The 17,636-nt window shown below is 73.0% G+C and carries 13 protein-coding genes and 1 rRNA gene; 5 read left to right on the top strand and 9 right to left on the bottom strand.

The genetic code is table 11. The features are described from left to right. A 16S ribosomal RNA gene (locus tag SYYSPA8_RS17655) occupies window positions 1–67 on the bottom strand; the annotation flags it as partial. 885 nt (window positions 68–952) lie between these two features. On the opposite strand from SYYSPA8_RS17655, the gene trpS reads away from it, so the two are divergent. After that, entirely contained in the window at window positions 953–1,951 is a 999-nt protein-coding gene (trpS, locus tag SYYSPA8_RS17650; protein ID WP_323448142.1) for a tryptophan--tRNA ligase, read from the top strand. A gap of 69 nt (window positions 1,952–2,020) precedes the next feature. On the opposite strand, the gene proC is transcribed toward trpS, so the two are convergent. From proC to SYYSPA8_RS17630, 4 genes are all read right to left on the bottom strand, one after another. Further along, window positions 2,021–2,830, bottom strand: a complete 810-nt coding sequence (gene proC / locus SYYSPA8_RS17645) for a pyrroline-5-carboxylate reductase (RefSeq protein WP_323448141.1) — start codon at window positions 2,828–2,830, stop codon at window positions 2,021–2,023. 188 nt (window positions 2,831–3,018) lie between these two features. Beyond that, a complete protein-coding gene (locus SYYSPA8_RS17640; RefSeq protein WP_323448140.1) occupies window positions 3,019–3,861 on the bottom strand; it encodes a class I SAM-dependent methyltransferase in 843 nt (280 codons plus the stop codon). 163 nt (window positions 3,862–4,024) lie between these two features. Beyond that, window positions 4,025–4,528, bottom strand: a complete 504-nt coding sequence (locus SYYSPA8_RS17635) for a hypothetical protein (RefSeq protein WP_323448139.1) — start codon at window positions 4,526–4,528, stop codon at window positions 4,025–4,027. A 229-nt stretch (window positions 4,529–4,757) separates the two neighbouring features. Then, the gene (locus SYYSPA8_RS17630; protein WP_323448138.1) at window positions 4,758–5,099 is read right to left on the bottom strand and encodes a peptidase; all 342 of its coding nucleotides are present in this window, start codon (window positions 5,097–5,099) and stop codon (window positions 4,758–4,760) included. Window positions 5,100–5,237: 138 nt separating this feature from the next. Between SYYSPA8_RS17630 and SYYSPA8_RS17625 the strand changes: the two genes are divergently transcribed. After that, window positions 5,238–7,415, top strand: coding sequence for a serine/threonine-protein kinase (locus tag SYYSPA8_RS17625; protein WP_323448137.1), 2,178 nt, complete (start codon window positions 5,238–5,240; stop codon window positions 7,413–7,415). A gap of 143 nt (window positions 7,416–7,558) precedes the next feature. Here the strand turns inward: SYYSPA8_RS17625 and ilvD are convergent, their stop codons facing one another. The 3 genes from ilvD to SYYSPA8_RS17610 all read right to left on the bottom strand — a co-directional run bounded on the left by ilvD (window position 7,559) and on the right by SYYSPA8_RS17610 (window position 11,789). Next, on the bottom strand, window positions 7,559–9,412 hold the full coding sequence (gene ilvD, locus SYYSPA8_RS17620; RefSeq protein ID WP_323448136.1) for a dihydroxy-acid dehydratase: 1,854 nt from the start codon (window positions 9,410–9,412) through the stop codon (window positions 7,559–7,561). A 386-nt stretch (window positions 9,413–9,798) separates the two neighbouring features. Then, on the bottom strand, window positions 9,799–10,665 hold the full coding sequence (locus SYYSPA8_RS17615; protein WP_323448135.1) for a sugar phosphate isomerase/epimerase family protein: 867 nt from the start codon (window positions 10,663–10,665) through the stop codon (window positions 9,799–9,801). A 167-nt stretch (window positions 10,666–10,832) separates the two neighbouring features. Then, a complete protein-coding gene (locus tag SYYSPA8_RS17610) occupies window positions 10,833–11,789 on the bottom strand; it encodes a Ppx/GppA phosphatase family protein (RefSeq protein WP_323448134.1) in 957 nt (318 codons plus the stop codon). 41 nt (window positions 11,790–11,830) lie between these two features. Between SYYSPA8_RS17610 and SYYSPA8_RS17605 the strand changes: the two genes are divergently transcribed. After that, entirely contained in the window at window positions 11,831–12,718 is an 888-nt protein-coding gene (locus SYYSPA8_RS17605; protein WP_323448133.1) for a hypothetical protein, read from the top strand. Window positions 12,719–12,743: 25 nt separating this feature from the next. Here the strand turns inward: SYYSPA8_RS17605 and SYYSPA8_RS17600 are convergent, their stop codons facing one another. Further along, window positions 12,744–14,372 carry an RNA polymerase sigma factor gene (locus SYYSPA8_RS17600; RefSeq protein ID WP_323448132.1) on the bottom strand — a complete coding sequence of 543 codons (1,629 nt, stop codon included), beginning with the start codon at window positions 14,370–14,372 and terminating at the stop codon, window positions 12,744–12,746. A gap of 358 nt (window positions 14,373–14,730) precedes the next feature. Here SYYSPA8_RS17600 and radA point away from each other — a divergent pair, with 358 nt between their 5' ends. Further along, window positions 14,731–16,227, top strand: a complete 1,497-nt coding sequence (radA, locus tag SYYSPA8_RS17595; RefSeq protein ID WP_323448131.1) for a DNA repair protein RadA — start codon at window positions 14,731–14,733, stop codon at window positions 16,225–16,227. 157 nt (window positions 16,228–16,384) lie between these two features. Next, the gene (gene disA / locus SYYSPA8_RS17590) at window positions 16,385–17,509 is read left to right on the top strand and encodes a DNA integrity scanning diadenylate cyclase DisA (protein ID WP_323448130.1); all 1,125 of its coding nucleotides are present in this window, start codon (window positions 16,385–16,387) and stop codon (window positions 17,507–17,509) included. Window positions 17,510–17,636: the final 127 nt, after the last annotated feature.

Here is a 17,636-nt window from a genome sequence, read left to right as displayed (position 1 = left end):
GTTCGACTTGCATGTGTTAAGCACGCCGCCAGCGTTCGTCCTGAGCCAGGATCAAACTCTCCGTGAATGCTTCCAGGATATCCTGGTGACACATCACTCGGAGCGGAACCAGAAGACGAGGAATATCGCCTCCGGTTCACAGCGTCCTCGCTGTGTAATTGCCCCCTACCAGACCACCAAGTGGCCGGTCGGAGGACTTTTCAAAGGAACCTCCACCCGGAAGCAGATGCTCCCGGACGGGGTATCAACATATCTGGCGTTGACTTTTGGCACGCTGTTGAGTTCTCAAGGAACGGACGCTTCCTTCGGTCCTGTTTCACCAGGCCCTCCGGGCGCTTCCCTTCGGTTTTTCTTGCCTTTCGGCGTTTCCAACTCTACCAGATCCTTTTCCCGCCTCCCGGTCACCCGGGATTCGGACTTTCAGATCCGGCGGCCAGTTGGACCGGCCTTTCGCCTTTCGGCTGCTCCGACTTTATCAGATCCTTTCGGGCCTGATTCCCGGTCGAACTCGGGTTGTCTTTCCGACCCTTGGGCCGTTCCGACGAGTGAGACTTTAGCGGAATCTCCCGCCCCGACGCCAATCGGGGCGACGCTCCTTCGAGCGTGGATTCCTCATTCCGAAAAGACACACCAGAAACAGGCGACAGTTCGTCGCTTGCAGTGGTGAGGTCTTGCGGAATGGCTGCCCGGGGGACCAACCTGGGTCGGCGCTCACGTCGGGCAACTCGGAGGACACTACGGACTTCGTGTATCCACTGTCAACCCGGGTCCGGATCCCGTACGCTCCCGCCCATGACGACGCGTATGTGCTCCCAGCAGTGGTGGCCCGCCTGACGGCGGCCCCCCTACGAGCATGTACTCAACGGCCGCCGCTCCCGGCGGCCGTTCCTGTATCTCCCCCAGGGGTCGGCCCACCGGGTTCGGTGGCTCCGATCAGGACGGAGAGAACGGCGTGAAGCGAATCTTCAGCGGGCTGAAGCCCACGGGCCATCTGACGCTGGGCAACTATCTCGGGGCCCTGCGCCGCTGGGTCGAGACCGATCAGCACCAGGCGGACGCACTCTTCTGCGTGGTGGATCTGCACGCGCTGACCATGGAGCACGACCCGGGGCGGGTGCGCAGGCTCAGCCGGCAGACGGCGACGCTCATGCTCGCGGCGGGACTGGATCCGGAGCAGTGCACCCTTTTCGTCCAGAGCCATGTGGACGCGCACACCCGGCTCTCCTATCTCCTGGAGTGCACGGCGACGGACGGCGAGCTGCGGCGGATGATCCAGTACAAGGAGAAGGGCGAACGCGCGCGGGCCGCCGGGGAGAGTGTGCGGCTGTCGCTGCTGACGTACCCCGTGCTGATGGCGGCGGACATCCTGGCGTACGGGACGGACGAGGTGCCGGTGGGCGACGACCAGACCCAGCATGTGCAGCTGACCCGGGATCTGGCGACACGGTTCAACCAGAGGTACGGACACACCTTCACCGTGCCCCGGGCCACGCACCCGGTGGTGGCCGCGCGGGTCATGGATCTTCAGGACCCCACGTCGAAGATGGGGAAGTCGCACGATTCGGGGGCGGGCATCGTCTATCTGCTGGACGAGCCGGACGTCGTGCGGAAGAAGGTGGCGCGGGCCGTGACGGACAGCGGGCGGGAGGTCCGCTACGACCGGGAGGCGAGCCCGGGGGTCGCGAATCTGCTGGACATCCTGGCCGCGTGTTCGGGTGGGAACCCGGAGGAGCTGGCCGGTGTATATGAGTCGTACGGGGCCTTGAAGAGGGATACGGCCGAGGCGGTGGTGGAGCTGCTGCGGCCGATGAGGGGGCGGCATGCGGAGCTGGCGGCGGATACCGGGTTCGTGGACGAGGTGCTGAGGAAGGGAGCCGAGCGGGCGCGGGAGATCGCCCGGCCGAGGGTGGACGCGGCCTACGCGGCGATCGGTCTGCTGCCGGCGAGCTGAGCAGCCGGGCGGTCCGCTGCCCCGGGACGGGCGGTCCGGGGCGGCGGTGTCCGGGGACGGGCCGGCGGGTCAGCCGCTACCGGAGGCCAGTTCGCGGCTGCGGTCGCGGGCGGCTTCGAGAGCGGCGATCAGGGCGGCGCGGACACCGTGGTTCTCCAGCTCACGGATGGCACTGATGGTGGTTCCCGCAGGGGAGGTGACGGCTTCACGGAGCTTGACGGGGTGCTCGCCGCTGTCGCGGAGCATGACGGCGGCGCCGATGGCGGCCTGGACGATCAGGTCGTGGGCCTGGGCGCGGGGCAGGCCGAGGAGGATGCCCGCGTCGGTCATGGCCTCGACCAGGTAGTAGAAGTACGCCGGCCCGGAGCCGGAGAGCGCGGTGGCCGCGTCCTGCTGGGACTCGGGGACCCGGAGGGTCTTGCCGACGCCGCCGAAGATTGCCTCGGTGTGGGCGAGGTGGTCGGCGGTGGCGTGGCTGCCGCCGGAGATCACGGACATGCCCTCGTCCACGAGGACAGGGGTATTGGGCATGACACGGACGACAGGGGTACCGGAGGTGAGGCGTTCCTCGATGAAGGCGGTCGGAATACCGGCGGCGGCGCTGATGACCAGGCGGTCGGCGGTGAGATGCGGGGCCAGTTCCTCCAGCAGCCGTCCCATGTCCTGCGGCTTGACGGCGAGGATCAGGGTGTCGGCCCGCTTGGCGGCCTCGGCGTTGGTGACCGGCTCGACGCCGTAGCGGGTGCGCAGCTCCTCGGCGCGGTCGGCCCGGCGGGTGGTGACCAGCAGGTCGGCGGGGCGCCAGCCGGCGCGGATCATGCCGCTGAGAAGGGCCTCGCCGATCTTGCCGGTACCGAGGACTGCGACGGTCTGGGTCATGGCTCTGTACACCTCGCCGGTGGGGGTTCGTGGCCTCATCCTCGCACCGGGGGCCGGGCGGTGCCGGGGGTGTCCGAGGGGCGGAAGCGGCGGGGCCGGTGCGAGGGCGGGCGGCAGGGCCAGGCGGACCGGGCCAGGAAGGCCGAGCCACGAAGGCCGGGCCAGGAAGACCTGAGAAGGCCGGAGAGCTAGGAGGTGGGGCGGGGGCGCAGGGAGATCAGTTCGACGACGTATTCCTCGGTGACGTGTCCGTCGGGGAAGACCTCCGTCAGCGCGGCGCGCTCGCGGCGGAGGACGGCGGCGGCGGTGTCCGGGGCGGCGGTGAGGAAGACCGAGTGGGTGCTCAGGTTGGCGAGGTGGGTGTCGAGCGGGACCCGGCGGGTCCAGTGCAGCCGGTGCTCGGTGGCGCCGGGGGTTCCGGCCGGGAGTCTCCGGGTGGTGCCGGGGGCTCCGTGGGCGCTGTCGCCGAAGGTGTTGTGCAGGCGTTCCGCCTGGGCGGCGACCCAGGGGACGGTGCGGTCGGCGATGTTCCACCAGAGGGCGAGCAGTCCGTCGGGGCGCAGGACCCGCAGGGCCTCGGGGAGGGAGTGGAGGGGGTTGGTCCAGTGCCATGACTGGGCGTAGGTGATCAGGTCGGCGCTGTTGTCGGCGAGGGGAAGAAAGTCGCCGGTGGCGCGGACGAGGGGGGTGTGGGGGGCGCTGCGGCGGAAGCGGGCGGCCATGCCGTCGCCGGGTTCGACGGCGAGGACCCGGGCGCCCCGGTCCGTCAGCAGTCGGGTGGCGATGCCGGTGCCGGCGCCCACGTCGACGGCGTCCGCTCCGTGGAGGGGCCGGCCGATCAGGGTCTCGATGGTGTCGAAGAGGACGGGGGGATAGCCGGGGCGGGCCGTGTCGTACTCGTCGGCGGCCTGGTCGAAGGAGCGCGCGCGGCCGGTGTCGTGCCAGAGGCTGGTGGAGCGGTCGGGGCCGTCAGGACTGCCGGGGTCGGTGTCCGGGGCGAGGCGGAAGCTGCTCTCCGAGTGCGGGGCCATGGGGACCTTTCCGGGTGGGGCCGGGAAACGGCCGTCTCTGCGGATCGGACAAGCGGACCGGACAAGCGGACCGAATCAGTGGAACGGATCAGAGGGTCGGATCAGGGAGCCGGATCAGAGGGCCGGGCGGACAGGGCCCGGCGGGGGCGGGAGGGAGGAGGGGTCAGCGGCGCTTGCGCTTGCGGGCGGCCGGGTTGCCGCTGCGGGTGCTGCGGCGGCGCTCGTGCCGGGTGCGGGCCGTCTCGTACTCCTCGCGGTGGAGCTTCTCGCCCGGGGCCTCGATCAGGGCGCGGCAGAAGTAGGCCAGCAGGATGCCGACGAAGCCGATGGCCTTGAGGCTGTAGAGGGAGTCCGGGCCGGAGGTGCGGGCGGGGCGGCGGGTGAAGCCGGACCAGGTCTTGCGGAAGGCGATGGCGCTGCACACCGAGAACATCACGATGACGAGGGCGTTGACGAAGCCACCGACCCGGGCGATGGTCAGGCCCTGGTAGCCGAGGAGGAGCACGAAGGCACCGGCGGCGGCCGCCGCCAGGGCGCCGATGGCGACGCCCGCGCGGCGCAGCGCGTAACCCCCGTCGTGGTCGACCCAGGTCGTACCGAAGAAGCGGATGGGTTCGGGGCGCGGGGCCGCGACGTCGGGCCGGTCGGGGGCAGTCTCGTCACTCACGGGGTCGATTATCCCCTGCGAGGGGCAGGACCCCAGGGTCACGGGCCCCAGGGTCACGGGCCCCAGGGTCACGGGCCCCAGGGTCGCGGGCCCCATGCCCCGTACCCCGGGCCCGTACCCCGGGGCCCGTACCCCGGGGTACGGGCTCGGCGGCGGGGTCGGGGTCGGGGTGGGCGGCGGGGCGGGCCCGGGTGGGTAGCGGGGAACGGCCCCGGCCGCGGGGGCGTCCTCAGGAGCAGCGGATGGCGACGTATCCGTCGCTGCCCGTCTGTACATAGGCGTCGGAGATGAACTCTCCGTTGGCGATGCAGTCCCAGATGGAGGTGGTGCCGTAGGGGCCGCTGACGCGCTCGCCGGGCTTCTGGCAGTTGATCGGGACGCGGGCGTTGTAGGGCAGGACGCGGACGATGGCGTAGCCGGTGCCGGGGCCGCTGCGGACGTTCACCCGGTGGCCCGGGGCGACCGGGTAGCGCTTGGTGGTGCGGGGCGTGAGCAGGGGTTCGGTGGTGTCCTCTATGCGGTCGAGTCCGTCAAGATCGATCGTTTCAGGACGTACTTCTTCAAGTGCCATTGAAATCTCCCCCGTTGCTGTATGTGCGGATACGCACGGTACGTCGGAGGAAGGCTAACAAGCCACCCTCTGATCGCACGCGCCATCGTTTAAGCTCCGTGAGTCGCGTGCGCGCGCCCACAGGAACAGGGGTAGGAGATGCCGCCGCTGCGCAACCTCGGGCAGCCATCGGAAGCGGAACGTCCGGAATACGCCGGGCAGTACCGCCTTGAGGCATGTCTGGGCACCGGTGGCATGGGGGTGGTGCATCTGGCCGCCTCGGAGTCGGGGCTGCGGCTCGCGGTGAAGGTGATTCATGCCGAGCATGCGTCGGATCCGGAGTTCAGGGCTCGTTTCCGGCAGGAGGTCGCGGCCGCGCGGCGGGTCAGCGGGGCCTTCACCGCCTCGGTGGTCGATGCCGACCCGGAGGCCGGGCGGCCCTGGATGGCGACCCTCTTCATTGATGGCCCGACCCTTTCCGAGCGGGTGAAGCGGAATCCTCTGGAGGGGGCCGAGCTACGGCGGATGGGGGCGGGGCTCGCGGAGGCGCTGCGCGATATCCATCGTGCGGGTGTGGTGCACCGGGACCTCAAACCGAGCAATGTGCTGCTCGCCGCGGACGGCCCGAAGGTCATCGACTTCGGTATTTCCCGCCCTACGGACAGTGATCTGCGGACGGAGACGGGGAAGCTGATCGGGACACCGCCGTTCATGGCGCCCGAGCAGTTCCAGCGGCCCCGGGAGGTCGGTCCGGCGGCGGATGTCTTCGCGCTGGGTTCGGTGCTGGTGCACGCGGCGACCGGGCGCGGGCCCTTCGACTCGGACAGCCCGTACATAGTGGCGTACCAGGTCGTTCACGACGAGCCCGATCTGACGGGGGTGCCCGCCGATCTCGTACCGCTGCTGCGGCGCTGTCTGGAGAAGGATCCGGCGCTACGGCCGACGCCGTACGAGGTGATGGTGGCGCTGCGGGAGGCCACGTCCTCCGCCGCGTACGACACCCAGGCCCATATCCCGGTGCCGCGCACGCCCGATCCGGTGGAGAGCCTGCCCGGGGCGGACGACGCTGTGGGCGGCGCCGCGGGCGGGGGCCGGCGGCGGGTGCGGTGGGCGGTCGCCGTCGCGGGGGCGGTCGCCGTGGCGCTGGCCGTCACCGGGTTCCTCGCGCTGGGCGGCCCGGACGGCGGCGGGGACCCGGGGCCGGCGCGGTCGTCCGAGCGGCCGGTCTTCACCGGCTGGAGCGCGGAGCTGCACCGGGGCGGCGGCGAGAACCGGACGGCGGAGTGCGCGGCGGGGCCGGCGGGGCTGTTCTGCGCGAGCCCCGGGATCACGGCGGCCCGGCTGGACCCGGCGACCGGCCGTGTCCTCTGGTCGCTGCCGGCGGGCGGCGCGCGCGGCGGGGCGCCGGACCGGGGCGACCTGGCCATGACTCCCGTACTCGCGGGCGGGCTGCTCCATGTGGTGGCCCCCGGCGGCGGCCGGCTGACGGCCCTGGACCCGGCGACCGGCACGGTCCGCTGGGACACGGGCCGTGTCTCGTACGCCTCGGTCGGGCACATCGGCGATCTGGTGGTGCTCACCGGGAAGGACGGGCGGACCCGTGCCGTCGACGCGGCGACCGGCCGCGAGCGGTGGGCCCGGCCGAGCGAAGGTGTGGGGGCGCAGTGGGTGTCCGCGCCGGGTGCGGAGGGCGCCGGGCTGCCCGCGCTGACCTGGGCGCTGTCGGCGGACGGCGGCTCCACCCGGATCACGGCCGTGGACCGGGACGGCGGGCGCACGCTGTGGACCGAGCGGCTGACCGGCAATCTGCGCCCGGCGCAGCTGTCCCAGGGGGCTCTGTATCTGCTCTCCACCGACCGGGACGGGTACACGGACGCGGTGGTCCGGCTCGCTGTGCGGGGCCGGACCGCGGGTGGCGCGGTGGGCACTGCGGGCGCGGTGAAGAGGTTCCCCGTCACGGCCCCGGTGGACCAGGGGCAGGCGGCGGTGGCCGGGGACACCGTCTATGTCAGTGGCACCGGGGGCACGGGATCGGTCCTGGCGCTGGACGCGCGGACCGGGGAGCAGCGGTGGCGCCGGGAGACCATGGCGTCCCACCTGTCGCGGCCGGTGCCGGCCGGGGGCACGGTGTACGTGTCGGCGGGTGACGGGCGGTTGCTGGCCCTGGACACGCGGCGCGGTGCGCCGGCCGGGCAGACGAAGCCCCGGATGGACGGGGGCGAGCACACCTTCTCGGCGCGGCTGCCGGCGCCGGTCGTCCGGGACGGGCGGGTGTACGGGACCGCGCCGGACGGGTCGGTCTTCGCCCTGGACGCGGGGCGCCCCGCGCGCTGGTGACAGCCCCCGTACGAGGAGAGAACAGATACCCGGAGACAGGCGGCGGCGGAAAGCGCTCCGGCCCCCGCCCGGGGTGCGGGCGGGGGCCGGAGCGTCATCGGCTGGAGTCGTTCAGTACGTCACAGTCGCAGTCACCGTCGTCGTCACGGCAGCAGGGACACGTCGCGGACCGCGCCCCGGTCGGCGCTGGTGGCCATCGCGGCGTAGGCGCGCAGCGCGGCCGAGACCTTGCGTTCGCGGTTCTTCGGCGCGTACACCCCGTTCAGGGCCTCCCTGCGGGCGGCCAGCTCCTCGTCGGGGACGAGCAGGTCGATGCTGCGGGCGCTGATGTCGATGCGGATCCGGTCGCCGTTCTCGACGAGGGCGATGACTCCGCCGGACGCCGCCTCGGGCGAGACATGGCCGATGGAGAGGCCGGAGGTGCCGCCGGAGAAGCGGCCGTCGGTGACCAGCGCGCACGCCTTGCCGAGGCCCCGGCCCTTGAGGAAGGAGGTCGGGTAGAGCATCTCCTGCATGCCGGGGCCGCCCCGGGGGCCCTCGTAGCGGATGACGACGACGTCGCCCTCCTTGATCTCCTTGCGGAGGATCTTGTCGACGGCCTCGTCCTGGGAGTCGCAGACCACGGCGGGGCCCTCGAACGTCCAGATCGACTCGTCCACACCGGCGGTCTTCACGACACTGCCGTCGACGGCGATGTTGCCCTTGAGGACCGCGAGGCCGCCGTCCTGGCTGTAGGCGTGGGCGGCGTCGCGGATGCAGCCGCCGGCGGCGTCGGTGTCCAGGGACTCCCACCGCTCCGACTGCGAGAACGCCTCGGCGGAGCGCTTGCAGCCGGGGGCCGCGTGCCACAGCTCGACCGCTTCGTCGGAGGGGGAGCCGCCGCGCACGTCCCAGGTGTCCAGCCACTGCTTGATGGACGGGGAGTGGACGGTGTGGACGTCCTCGTTGAGCAGCCCGGCGCGGTACAGCTCGCCGAGGATGGCGGGGATGCCGCCGGCCCGGTGGACGTCCTCCATGTAGTAGGTGCCGCCGGGCGCGACGTTGGGCGCGACCTTCGCGAGGCAGGGCACCCGGCGGGAGACGGCGTCCATGTCGGCGAGGCCGTAGTCCAGCTCGGCCTCCTGGGCGGCGGCGAGCAGGTGGAGGATGGTGTTGGTGGAGCCGCCCATGGAGATGTCGAGGGCCATGGCGTTCTCGAAGGCGGCGCGGGTGGCGATGGAGCGCGGCAGCACGCTCGCATCGTCGTCCTCGTAGTACCGCTTGGTGATGTCCACGACCGTGCGGGCGGCGTTCTCGTAGAGCGCGCGGCGGGCGGTGTGGGTGGCGAGGACGGAGCCGTTGCCCGGCAGGGAGAGGCCGATGGCCTCGGTGAGGCAGTTCATGGAGTTGGCCGTGAACATGCCGGAACAGGAGCCGCAGGTCGGGCAGGCGTTCTCCTCGATCCGCAGGATGTCCTCGTCCGAGATGCTCTCGTCCACGGCGTCGACGATGGCGTTGACCAGGTCCAGCTTGCGGACGGTGCCGTCGACCAGGGTGGCCTTCCCGGCCTCCATGGGGCCGCCGGAGACGAAGACCGTGGGGATGTTCAGGCGCAGGGCGGCCATCAGCATCCCGGGGGTGATCTTGTCGCAGTTGGAGATGCAGATCAGGGCGTCGGCGCAGTGGGCTTCGACCATGTACTCCACGCTGTCGGCGATCAGGTCGCGGGAGGGCAGGGAGTAGAGCATGCCGCCGTGGCCCATGGCGATGCCGTCGTCGACCGCGATGGTGTTGAACTCGCGCGGGATCGCTCCGGCCGCCTTGATCGCCTCGCTGACGATCCGGCCGACGGGCTGGAGGTGGGTGTGGCCGGGGACGAACTCGGTGAAGGAGTTGGCGACGGCCACGATGGGCTTCCTGCCGATGTCCGCGCCGGGTACGCCCGAGGCGCGCATCAGGGCGCGGGCGCCCGCCATGTTGCGGCCATGGGTGACGGTGCGGGACCTCAGCTCGGGCATCTTCGCTCGCTCCTCGGGAAGTCAGAGAGTCTGAAGGACGGAAAGACCAGGTGAACCGGGCGAACCAGGCAAACCACAGCATCCGGGTGAACCGGGCGGACCGGGGAAGCCAGGGGCCCGGACAACCGGTGGGTGGTGTGCCGGCCGGTCGCCGCGCCGGCCCGGTGGGTGGTCCGGCGGCGCGGTGGACAGGGATATGACTCGCCAGGATACGAGCCTACGCCGGATGACCAAGATCCGGACATCATGTCCGCGATACGGAACGATCTGCCCAGGGCGGGCGATTCCCCGCCGATTCCGTACCGACTCCGCGCCGGCTCTGGTTCCCGGCCGGTTCCGGGCCGACTGCACGCGGCCCGCGGATCCCGTGGCCCGCCGCGGAGGGCTCAGGCTCCGCGTACGCCGTCCTGTACGGACCGTACGTCCGTCACCCCCGTGCCCCGCCGGGCGGCGGCGGACAGCTCGCGGCGGGCGAAGTCCAGCGCCTCCGCGAGGTCGGCCTCACGCACGGCGGGCGACTCGGCCCGGCGGGTGTTGACCTCGATCACCACATGGCCCTCGAAACCGGTCCGCACGAGGTGGTGCAGCACCTCCGCGCAGGGCTGGCTGCCCCGCCCCGGCACCAGGTGCTCGTCCTTCGCGGACCCCTTGCCGTCGGCGAGGTGGACATGGCCGAGCCGGTCGCCCATGCGGTCGAGCATCGCCAGGGTGTCGCTGCGGGAGGTCGCGGTGTGCGAGAGGTCGATCGTGAAGTGCCGGTAGTCGTCCTTGGTGACGTCCCACTCGGGGGCGTACGCCAGCATCTCGCGGTCGCGGTAGCGCCACGGGTACATGTTCTCCACGGCGAACCGGACGTCCGTCTCCTCCGCCATCCGCCAGATGCCGCCGACGAAGTCCCGCGCGTACTGCCGCTGCCAGCGGAACGGCGGATGGACGACGACCGTCGAGGCCCCGAGCCGCTCGGCGGCGGCCCGGGCGCGCTGGAGCTTCACCCAGGGGTCCGTCGACCACACCCGCTGGGTGATCAGCAGACAGGGCGCGTGGACGGCGAGGATCGGGACCCCGTGGTAGTCGGACAGCCGGCGCAGCGCCTCGACGTCCTGGCTGACGGGGTCGGTCCAGACCATCACCTCGACACCGTCGTAGCCGAGGCGCGCGGCGATCTCGAAGGCCGTCGCCGTCGACTCCGGATAGACCGAGGCGGTCGACAGGGCGACCTTCACATCGGGGGTACGCGCCACGGGATCTGCCACGGAGACAGGGTACGGGGCGGCGCGGCGCGGCGGTGCGGGCACCGGGACGGACTCGGACGCCACCGTTCCGGCCGGGGCCCGGGGCCCGGGGCCCGGGACGCCGGGGCGGAAAGCGGGCCACGGTCACCGGCCGCCGCCGGGGTGGTCACTGGCTGCCGCCGGCGGCGTCACACCCCGTGGGCGGCGGCGGTCACCCCGTTCGGCAGGTGGTCGAGCCGGCGCAGGATCACGCCCTCGCGCAGCGCCCAGGGGCAGATCTCCAGCGTCTGCGCGCCGAAGAGGTCCATCGCGCCCTCGGCGACCAGGGCCCCGGCCAGCAGCTGCCGGGCCCGCCCCAGGCTGACGCCGGGCAGCGCGGCCCGCTCCTCGACGGTCATGGTGGCGAGCTTGGGCACCCACTCCTGGAGCGACCTGCGGCTCAGCTCGCGCTGGACGTAAAGCCCCTCGGCGTCCCGGGCCGCCCCGGCGAGCCGCGCGAGCTGCTTGAAGGTCTTGGACGTGGCCACGATGTGGTCGGGCCGGCCGAAGCGGCTGAATTCGCCGACCGTACGGGCGATCTCGGTACGGACATGGCGGCGCAGCGCCCGTACGTCCTCGGGGCTGGGCGGGTCGCCGGGGAGGGAGGAGGCGGTGAGGCGGCCGGCGCCCAGCGGGAGCGACACGGCGGCGTCGGGCTCCTCGTCTATCCCGTACGCGATCTCCAGGGACCCCCCGCCGATGTCGAGGACGAGGAGCTTCCCGGCGGACCAGCCGAACCAGCGGCGGACGGCGAGGAAGGTGAGGCGGGCCTCCTCCTCGCCGGTGAGGACCTGGAGGTCGACCTCGGTCTCGGCCCGGACGCGGGCCAGGACGAGATCGGCGTTGCTGGCCTCGCGGACGGCGGAGGTGGCGAAGGCGAGCACCTGCTCACAGCCCTGGTCCTCGGCGGCCTGGACGGCGCGGTGGATCGTGGCCACGAGGCGGTCGACGCCGGTGGCGCCGATGGCGCCGTCCTGTTCCAGGAGTTCGGCGAGGCGCAGCTCGGCCTTGTGGGAGTGGGCGGGCAGGGGGCGGGCGCCGGGGTGCGCGTCCACTACCAGGAGGTGCACCGTGTTCGAACCGACGTCGAGGACTCCGAGTCTCATGGACTGACACGCTACTGCGACCACGGACATACCCTTACCGTGTGCCAAAGAAGAAAAAGGCGAAATCGACTAAAACGCCCAAGAACCAGAAGTCGCGTGTCGTAGCGGAGCCCCAGGACCAGCCCCAGGACAAGGCCCGGGGTGTGGTGTCCCTCGGACTCCCGGCCATGCCCGGGGCCCCCGAGGACGACGAGAAGGGCCTGGACTTCCCGCGGGCGTGGGTCGAGTTCCCGGACCCGGCCGACGACGAGCAGGTCTTCCGCTGCGACCTGACCTGGCTGACCTCGCGCTGGAACTGCATCTTCGGCAGCGGCTGCCAGGGGATCCAGGCGGGCCGGGCGGACGACGGCTGCTGCACCCTCGGCGCCCACTTCTCCGACGAGGACGACGAACGCCGGGTCGCCGGGCACGTGGCCAGGCTCACGCCCGAGATGTGGCAGTTCCACGGGGAGGGCTCCCGGACCGGCTGGGTCGGGGTGGACGACGACGGCGAGCGGCAGACCCGGCGGTGGAAGGGGTCCTGCATCTTCCAGAACCGGCCCGGGTTCGCCGGGGGCGCGGGCTGCGCGCTGCACATCCTGGCGCTGCGGGAGGGCCGGGAACCGCTGGAGACCAAGCCGGACGTGTGCTGGCAGCTGCCGGTGCGCCGGACCTACGACTGGATCGAGCGGCCGGACGACACCAAGGTGCTCCAGGTGTCGATCGGGGAGTACGACCGGCGGGGCTGGGGCCCTGGCGGCCATGACCTGCACTGGTGGTGCACGTCCGCGACGTCCGCGCACGGGGCCGGGAAGCCGGTGTACGAGTCGTACGGGCCGGAGCTGATCGAGATGATGGGCCGGGAGGCGTACGACGTGCTGGTGGAGCTGTGCGAGGCGCGGCTGGCCACCCGGCGGCCGCTGCTCGCCCCGCACCCGGCCGACGGCTGAGCACAGCCGCGCGGGGACTGGGGGATCAGGACGGGTCGGGTGTCGGGGGCTCCGCGGTCTCCGTCGGGGACGGCTGCTCCTCGGAGGGCGTGGGCGTCGGCGACGGCGGTACGGGTGTGGGTGCCACGGTCGGCGGCGCGGTCGTGGGCCGGGGCCTGGGCGGCGGTGGCACCCGGGGCCCCTGCCCGTCGATGGTGACGACGGCCCCGGCGGGCTCGACGCCGACCCGCGCCCGCCACGGCCCGGCGGGCTGCCGGGCGGGAACCACGGACACCAGGACGGTGGTGCTCCCGCCCGGCGCGAGCACTCCCGAGGTCCGGCTCGGCCGGAGCCAGGAGGCATCGGTCCACAGCGACCAGGAGACGGGGGTGCCGCCCCGGGCCCGCAGGGTGATCAGGGTGGCGTCGCCGTGCGGCCGGGCCTCGACCACGAGGTGCCCGGGGGCGCGGGGACCGGGCCGGGCCGGGGCCGCGGGCGGATCGCCGACCTCCACGGAGACATCGGGGGAACGGGAGCCCGCCGTGAAGCCCGGCGCCGGCTTCCCGCCGGATCTGCCGGTGTTCTGGTAGCGGTCGTACCCGTCGGCGGAACCGTCCGTGCCGTCGCCGGTGCCGTTCTCGGCGGCGGTGACCGGGCGGCCGCCACCGTGCCCCTCCCCCGTCAGCGGGGCGCCCCGGTACGCCGCCCAGAGGGTGAGCAGCGGCGCGGCGACGACCGCCGCGACGACCGTGGTGGTCACGGCGCGGGCCCGCAGCCGGTCGCGGCGGGCGGCGTGGTCCTTGGGGTCGAGCGGGAAGCCGTCGGGCCCGAAGCGGGGGACGGCGGGCCGGGCGCGGCGGCCGCGGCGTATCGAGAGACAGACGGCGCTGCGGGGCGCGGGCACCAGCGGCAGGGTGTCGGGCGTACGGGGCTGGCCCGGCCAGGGGGCCCCGGCCCCGGCGCGTTCGGCGGCGCGGCGGCAGCGCGGGCAGTCGTCCACGTGCCGGACGAGTTCGGTGCGGAGGGCCGGGGTGAGCCGGACCCGGTGGTCGCCCGCGAGCCGGGCGACGGCGGGACAGCCGCCGTCCTCCACGACGGCGAGGGCGGCGCGGGTGCGCTCGACCTCGCAGGCGGCGGTGGCCAGCAGCTCCCGGGCGGCGATGGTGTCCAGGCCGAGGACGGCGGCGACCTCGCGGTGGCCGAGGCCGTGCCGGACGGCGAGTTCGAGGGCGTCGCGCTGCTCGGGGGTGGTGCCGGCGGCCTCGGGCCAGGCCAGCAGGGCGAGTTCGGCGCGGCGGCGCTCGGCGGTGGCCGCCGTGACGCGGGGGCGTTCCCCGGGCGCGGGGCGGCCGGTGTGCGCGCCGGCCCGCTCCCGGCGCTGTTCGGCGAGGCGGCGCAGGCAGGCCCAGCGGGCGAGGGCGTAGAGCCAGGCCTTGCGGGTGGGTTCGCGCGCCGGGCAGCGACCGCTGTGGCGTTCGGCGATGGCGAGGACGTCGCGGAGGGTCGCGGAGGCGGCGTCGTGGTCGCAGAGCGCGGAGAGGCAGTAGGTGAACAGCCCGTCGAGGTGGGGTTCGTGGCGGGCGGGGGTCCGGTCGGCCGCCGACCGTGGCGCGCGCCGGGCCGCCCGGTGTGCGCCGGTGGTGTGCGTCGGTCGTTCCAGCCTGCTGCTCGTCACGCCGAGACGGTAGGCGCCGGGCGGACCCCGTTCGTCACTCTTGAGCGGTTTTAGCTCGGACGGGTGACGGGGGCGCTCGACGGGGGTCAGGAACGGACATTTCCGCCCCGCCTGTCCAGATTCGCGTTCAGATTCGGTCGTATATCGACACGGGGGACGTTCGAAGGGGTGCGGACCGTGGGCTGGATGCGGTCGGGATACGGGTGGGATACAGGCGGGTACCGACGCATACGTACGGGTACGGGGTCCCGGTGCCGGGGTGCCCGCAGGGGGGCGCGGACGGTACCGGAGGGGTGGCCGGCTCCCGTTGCCGGCCCACTGTCGGCCCGTTGTCAGTGGGGGCGGTTACGGTTTCCGCATGGCTGCCCGTACGAAATCCGCCAAGGACCGTCCGTCCTACCGCTGCACCGAGTGCGGATGGACCACGGCCAAGTGGCTCGGCCGCTGCCCCGAGTGCCAGGCGTGGGGCACGGTCGAGGAGTACGGCGGGGCGCCCGCCGTGCGCACCACGGCGGCGGGGCGGGTCACCACGGCCGCGCTGCCGATCGGCCAGGTCGACGGGCGGCAGGCGACCGCGCGCTCCACCGGCGTGGACGAGCTGGACCGGGTGCTCGGCGGGGGGCTGGTGCCCGGGGCGGTGGTGCTGCTCGCGGGCGAGCCCGGCGTCGGCAAGTCCACGCTGCTGCTGGACGTCGCCGCGAAGGCGGCGGGCCCGGAGCACCGGACGCTCTATGTCACGGGCGAGGAGTCCGCGAGCCAGGTGCGGCTGCGCGCCGACCGGATCGGGGCACTCCACGACGATCTGTATCTCGCTGCGGAGACCGATCTGTCGGCGGTGCTGGGGCATCTGGACGCGGTGAAGCCGTCGCTGCTGATCCTGGACTCGGTGCAGACGGTGGCCTCCCCGGAGATCGACGGGGCACCGGGCGGGATGGCGCAGGTCCGGGAGGTCGCGGGGGCCCTGATCCGGGCGTCCAAGGACCGCGGGATGTCCACGCTGCTCGTCGGCCATGTCACCAAGGACGGCGCCATCGCGGGCCCCCGGCTGCTGGAGCACCTGGTCGACGTGGTGCTCTCCTTCGAAGGCGACCGGCACGCCCGGCTGCGGCTGGTGCGCGGGGTGAAGAACCGCTACGGCGCGACGGACGAGGTGGGCTGCTTTGAACTGCACGACGAGGGGATCGTGGGGCTCGCCGATCCGTCGGGGCTCTTCCTCACCCGGCGGGCCGCCCCGGTGCCGGGCACCTGTCTGACGGTGACGCTGGAGGGGCGGCGGCCGCTGGTGGCGGAGGTGCAGGCGCTCACCGTCGACTCGCAGATCCCTTCCCCCCGGCGGACCACGTCGGGCCTGGAGACCTCGCGGGTGTCGATGATGCTCGCCGTGCTGGAGCAGCGCGGCCGGATCAGCGCGCTCGGCAAGCGGGACATCTACAGCGCGACCGTGGGCGGGGTGAAGCTCTCGGAGCCCGCCGCCGATCTGGCGATCGCGCTGGCGCTGGCGTCGGCGGCGAGCGACACCCCGCTGCCGAAGAATCTGGTGGCGATCGGCGAGGTGGGGCTCGCGGGCGAGGTCAGAAGGGTCACCGGCGTGCAGCGCCGGCTGGCGGAGGCGCACCGGCTGGGCTTCACGCACGCCCTGGTGCCGGGCGACCCGGGCAGAATTCCCGCCGGGATGCGGGTGACGGAGGTGGCGGACGTGGGGGAGGCGCTGCGGGTGCTGCCGCGCGGGCGCGGCCGCGCGGCGGAAGGAGCCGGCTCGGGCTCCGACTCGGGCTCAGGCTCCGGGGGCAAGGCCGACCGGGGGACGGATGGCGGAGCGGGCCGGGGAGGGCGCGGCGGCAGAGCCGGTGAATGAGGTCGGCGGCGGAGCCGGCGACAGGTCCGATTGACGGGCGCGGCGACACCGACAGCGGCGCTCCGGGCACGGAGCGCACGGACGCCCCACGGAGCGTCGACACTCGCCGGTAGACTTTGCCCTGGTCTCGCCCACCCGTACGAGCCGGAGGAGCGCAGTGGCAGCCAACGACCGGGCAGCAGCACCCGGAAAGTCCGGCGCGGGCTCCGGCAACGAAGCACGGATCCGCGCCGCCCTGAGCGCCGTCGCCCCCGGTACCGCCCTGCGGGACGGCCTGGAGCGCATCCTCCGTGGCAACACGGGCGCGCTGATCGTCCTCGGCATGGACAAGGCCGTCGAGTCGATGTGCACGGGCGGCTTCGTGCTGGACGTGGAGTTCACCGCGACCCGGCTGCGCGAGCTGTGCAAGCTGGACGGCGCGCTCATCCTGGACAAGGACATCAGCAGGATCCACCGGGCCGGGGTGCAGCTGGTGCCGGACGCGTCGATCCCCACGGAGGAGACCGGCACCCGGCACCGCACGGCGGACCGGGTCTCCAAGCAGTGCGGTTTCCCGGTGGTGTCGGTCTCCCAGTCGATGCGGCTGATCGCGCTCTATGTGGACGGCGAGCGGCGGGTGCTGGAGGAGTCGGCGGCGATCCTCTCCCGCGCCAATCAGGCGCTGGCCACCCTGGAGCGGTACAAGCTGCGGCTGGACGAGGTGGCGGGCACGCTCTCCGCGCTGGAGATCGAGGACCTGGTGACGGTCCGGGACGTGACGGCGGTCGCGCAGCGGCTGGAGATGGTCCGCCGGATCGCCACCGAGATCGCCGAGTACGTGGTGGAGTTGGGCACCGATGGACGGCTGCTCTCGCTCCAGCTGGACGAGTTGATCGCGGGCGTGGAGCCGGAGCGGGAGCTGGTGGTCCGGGACTACGTACCGGAGCCCACCGCGAAGCGGTCCCGCACGGTGGACGAGGCGCTGGCGGAGCTGGACGCCCTCACCCATGCCGAGCTGCTGGAACTGCCCATCGTGGCACGGGCGCTGGGGTACAGCGGCTCCCCCGAGACACTGGATTCGGCCGTCTCGCCGCGCGGTTACCGGCTGCTGGCCAAGGTGCCGAGGCTGCCGGGGGCCATCATCGAGCGGCTGGTGGAGCACTTCGGCGGTCTGCAGAAGCTGCTCGCGGCCAGTGTGGACGACCTCCAGGCGGTCGACGGCGTGGGCGAGGCGCGCGCCCGGAGCGTCCGGGAGGGGCTGTCCCGGCTGGCCGAGTCGTCCATCCTGGAACGGTACGTCTGACGCGGACGGGGATCCGCCCGGCGGACCGACGGACCGACGGACCGGCGGGTTGTGCCGGTCCGCCGCCTCATCCGCCCTGCTCTGTGGGGCCGGTGAGGCCGGGTCAGTCGTCGGCGTCAGTCCTTGG

This window comes from Streptomyces yaizuensis (assembly GCF_034961445.1).
GTDB classification, from domain to species: Bacteria; Actinomycetota; Actinomycetes; order Streptomycetales; family Streptomycetaceae; genus Streptomyces; species Streptomyces yaizuensis.
This window is presented reverse-complemented; position numbering and strand designations above follow the sequence as displayed.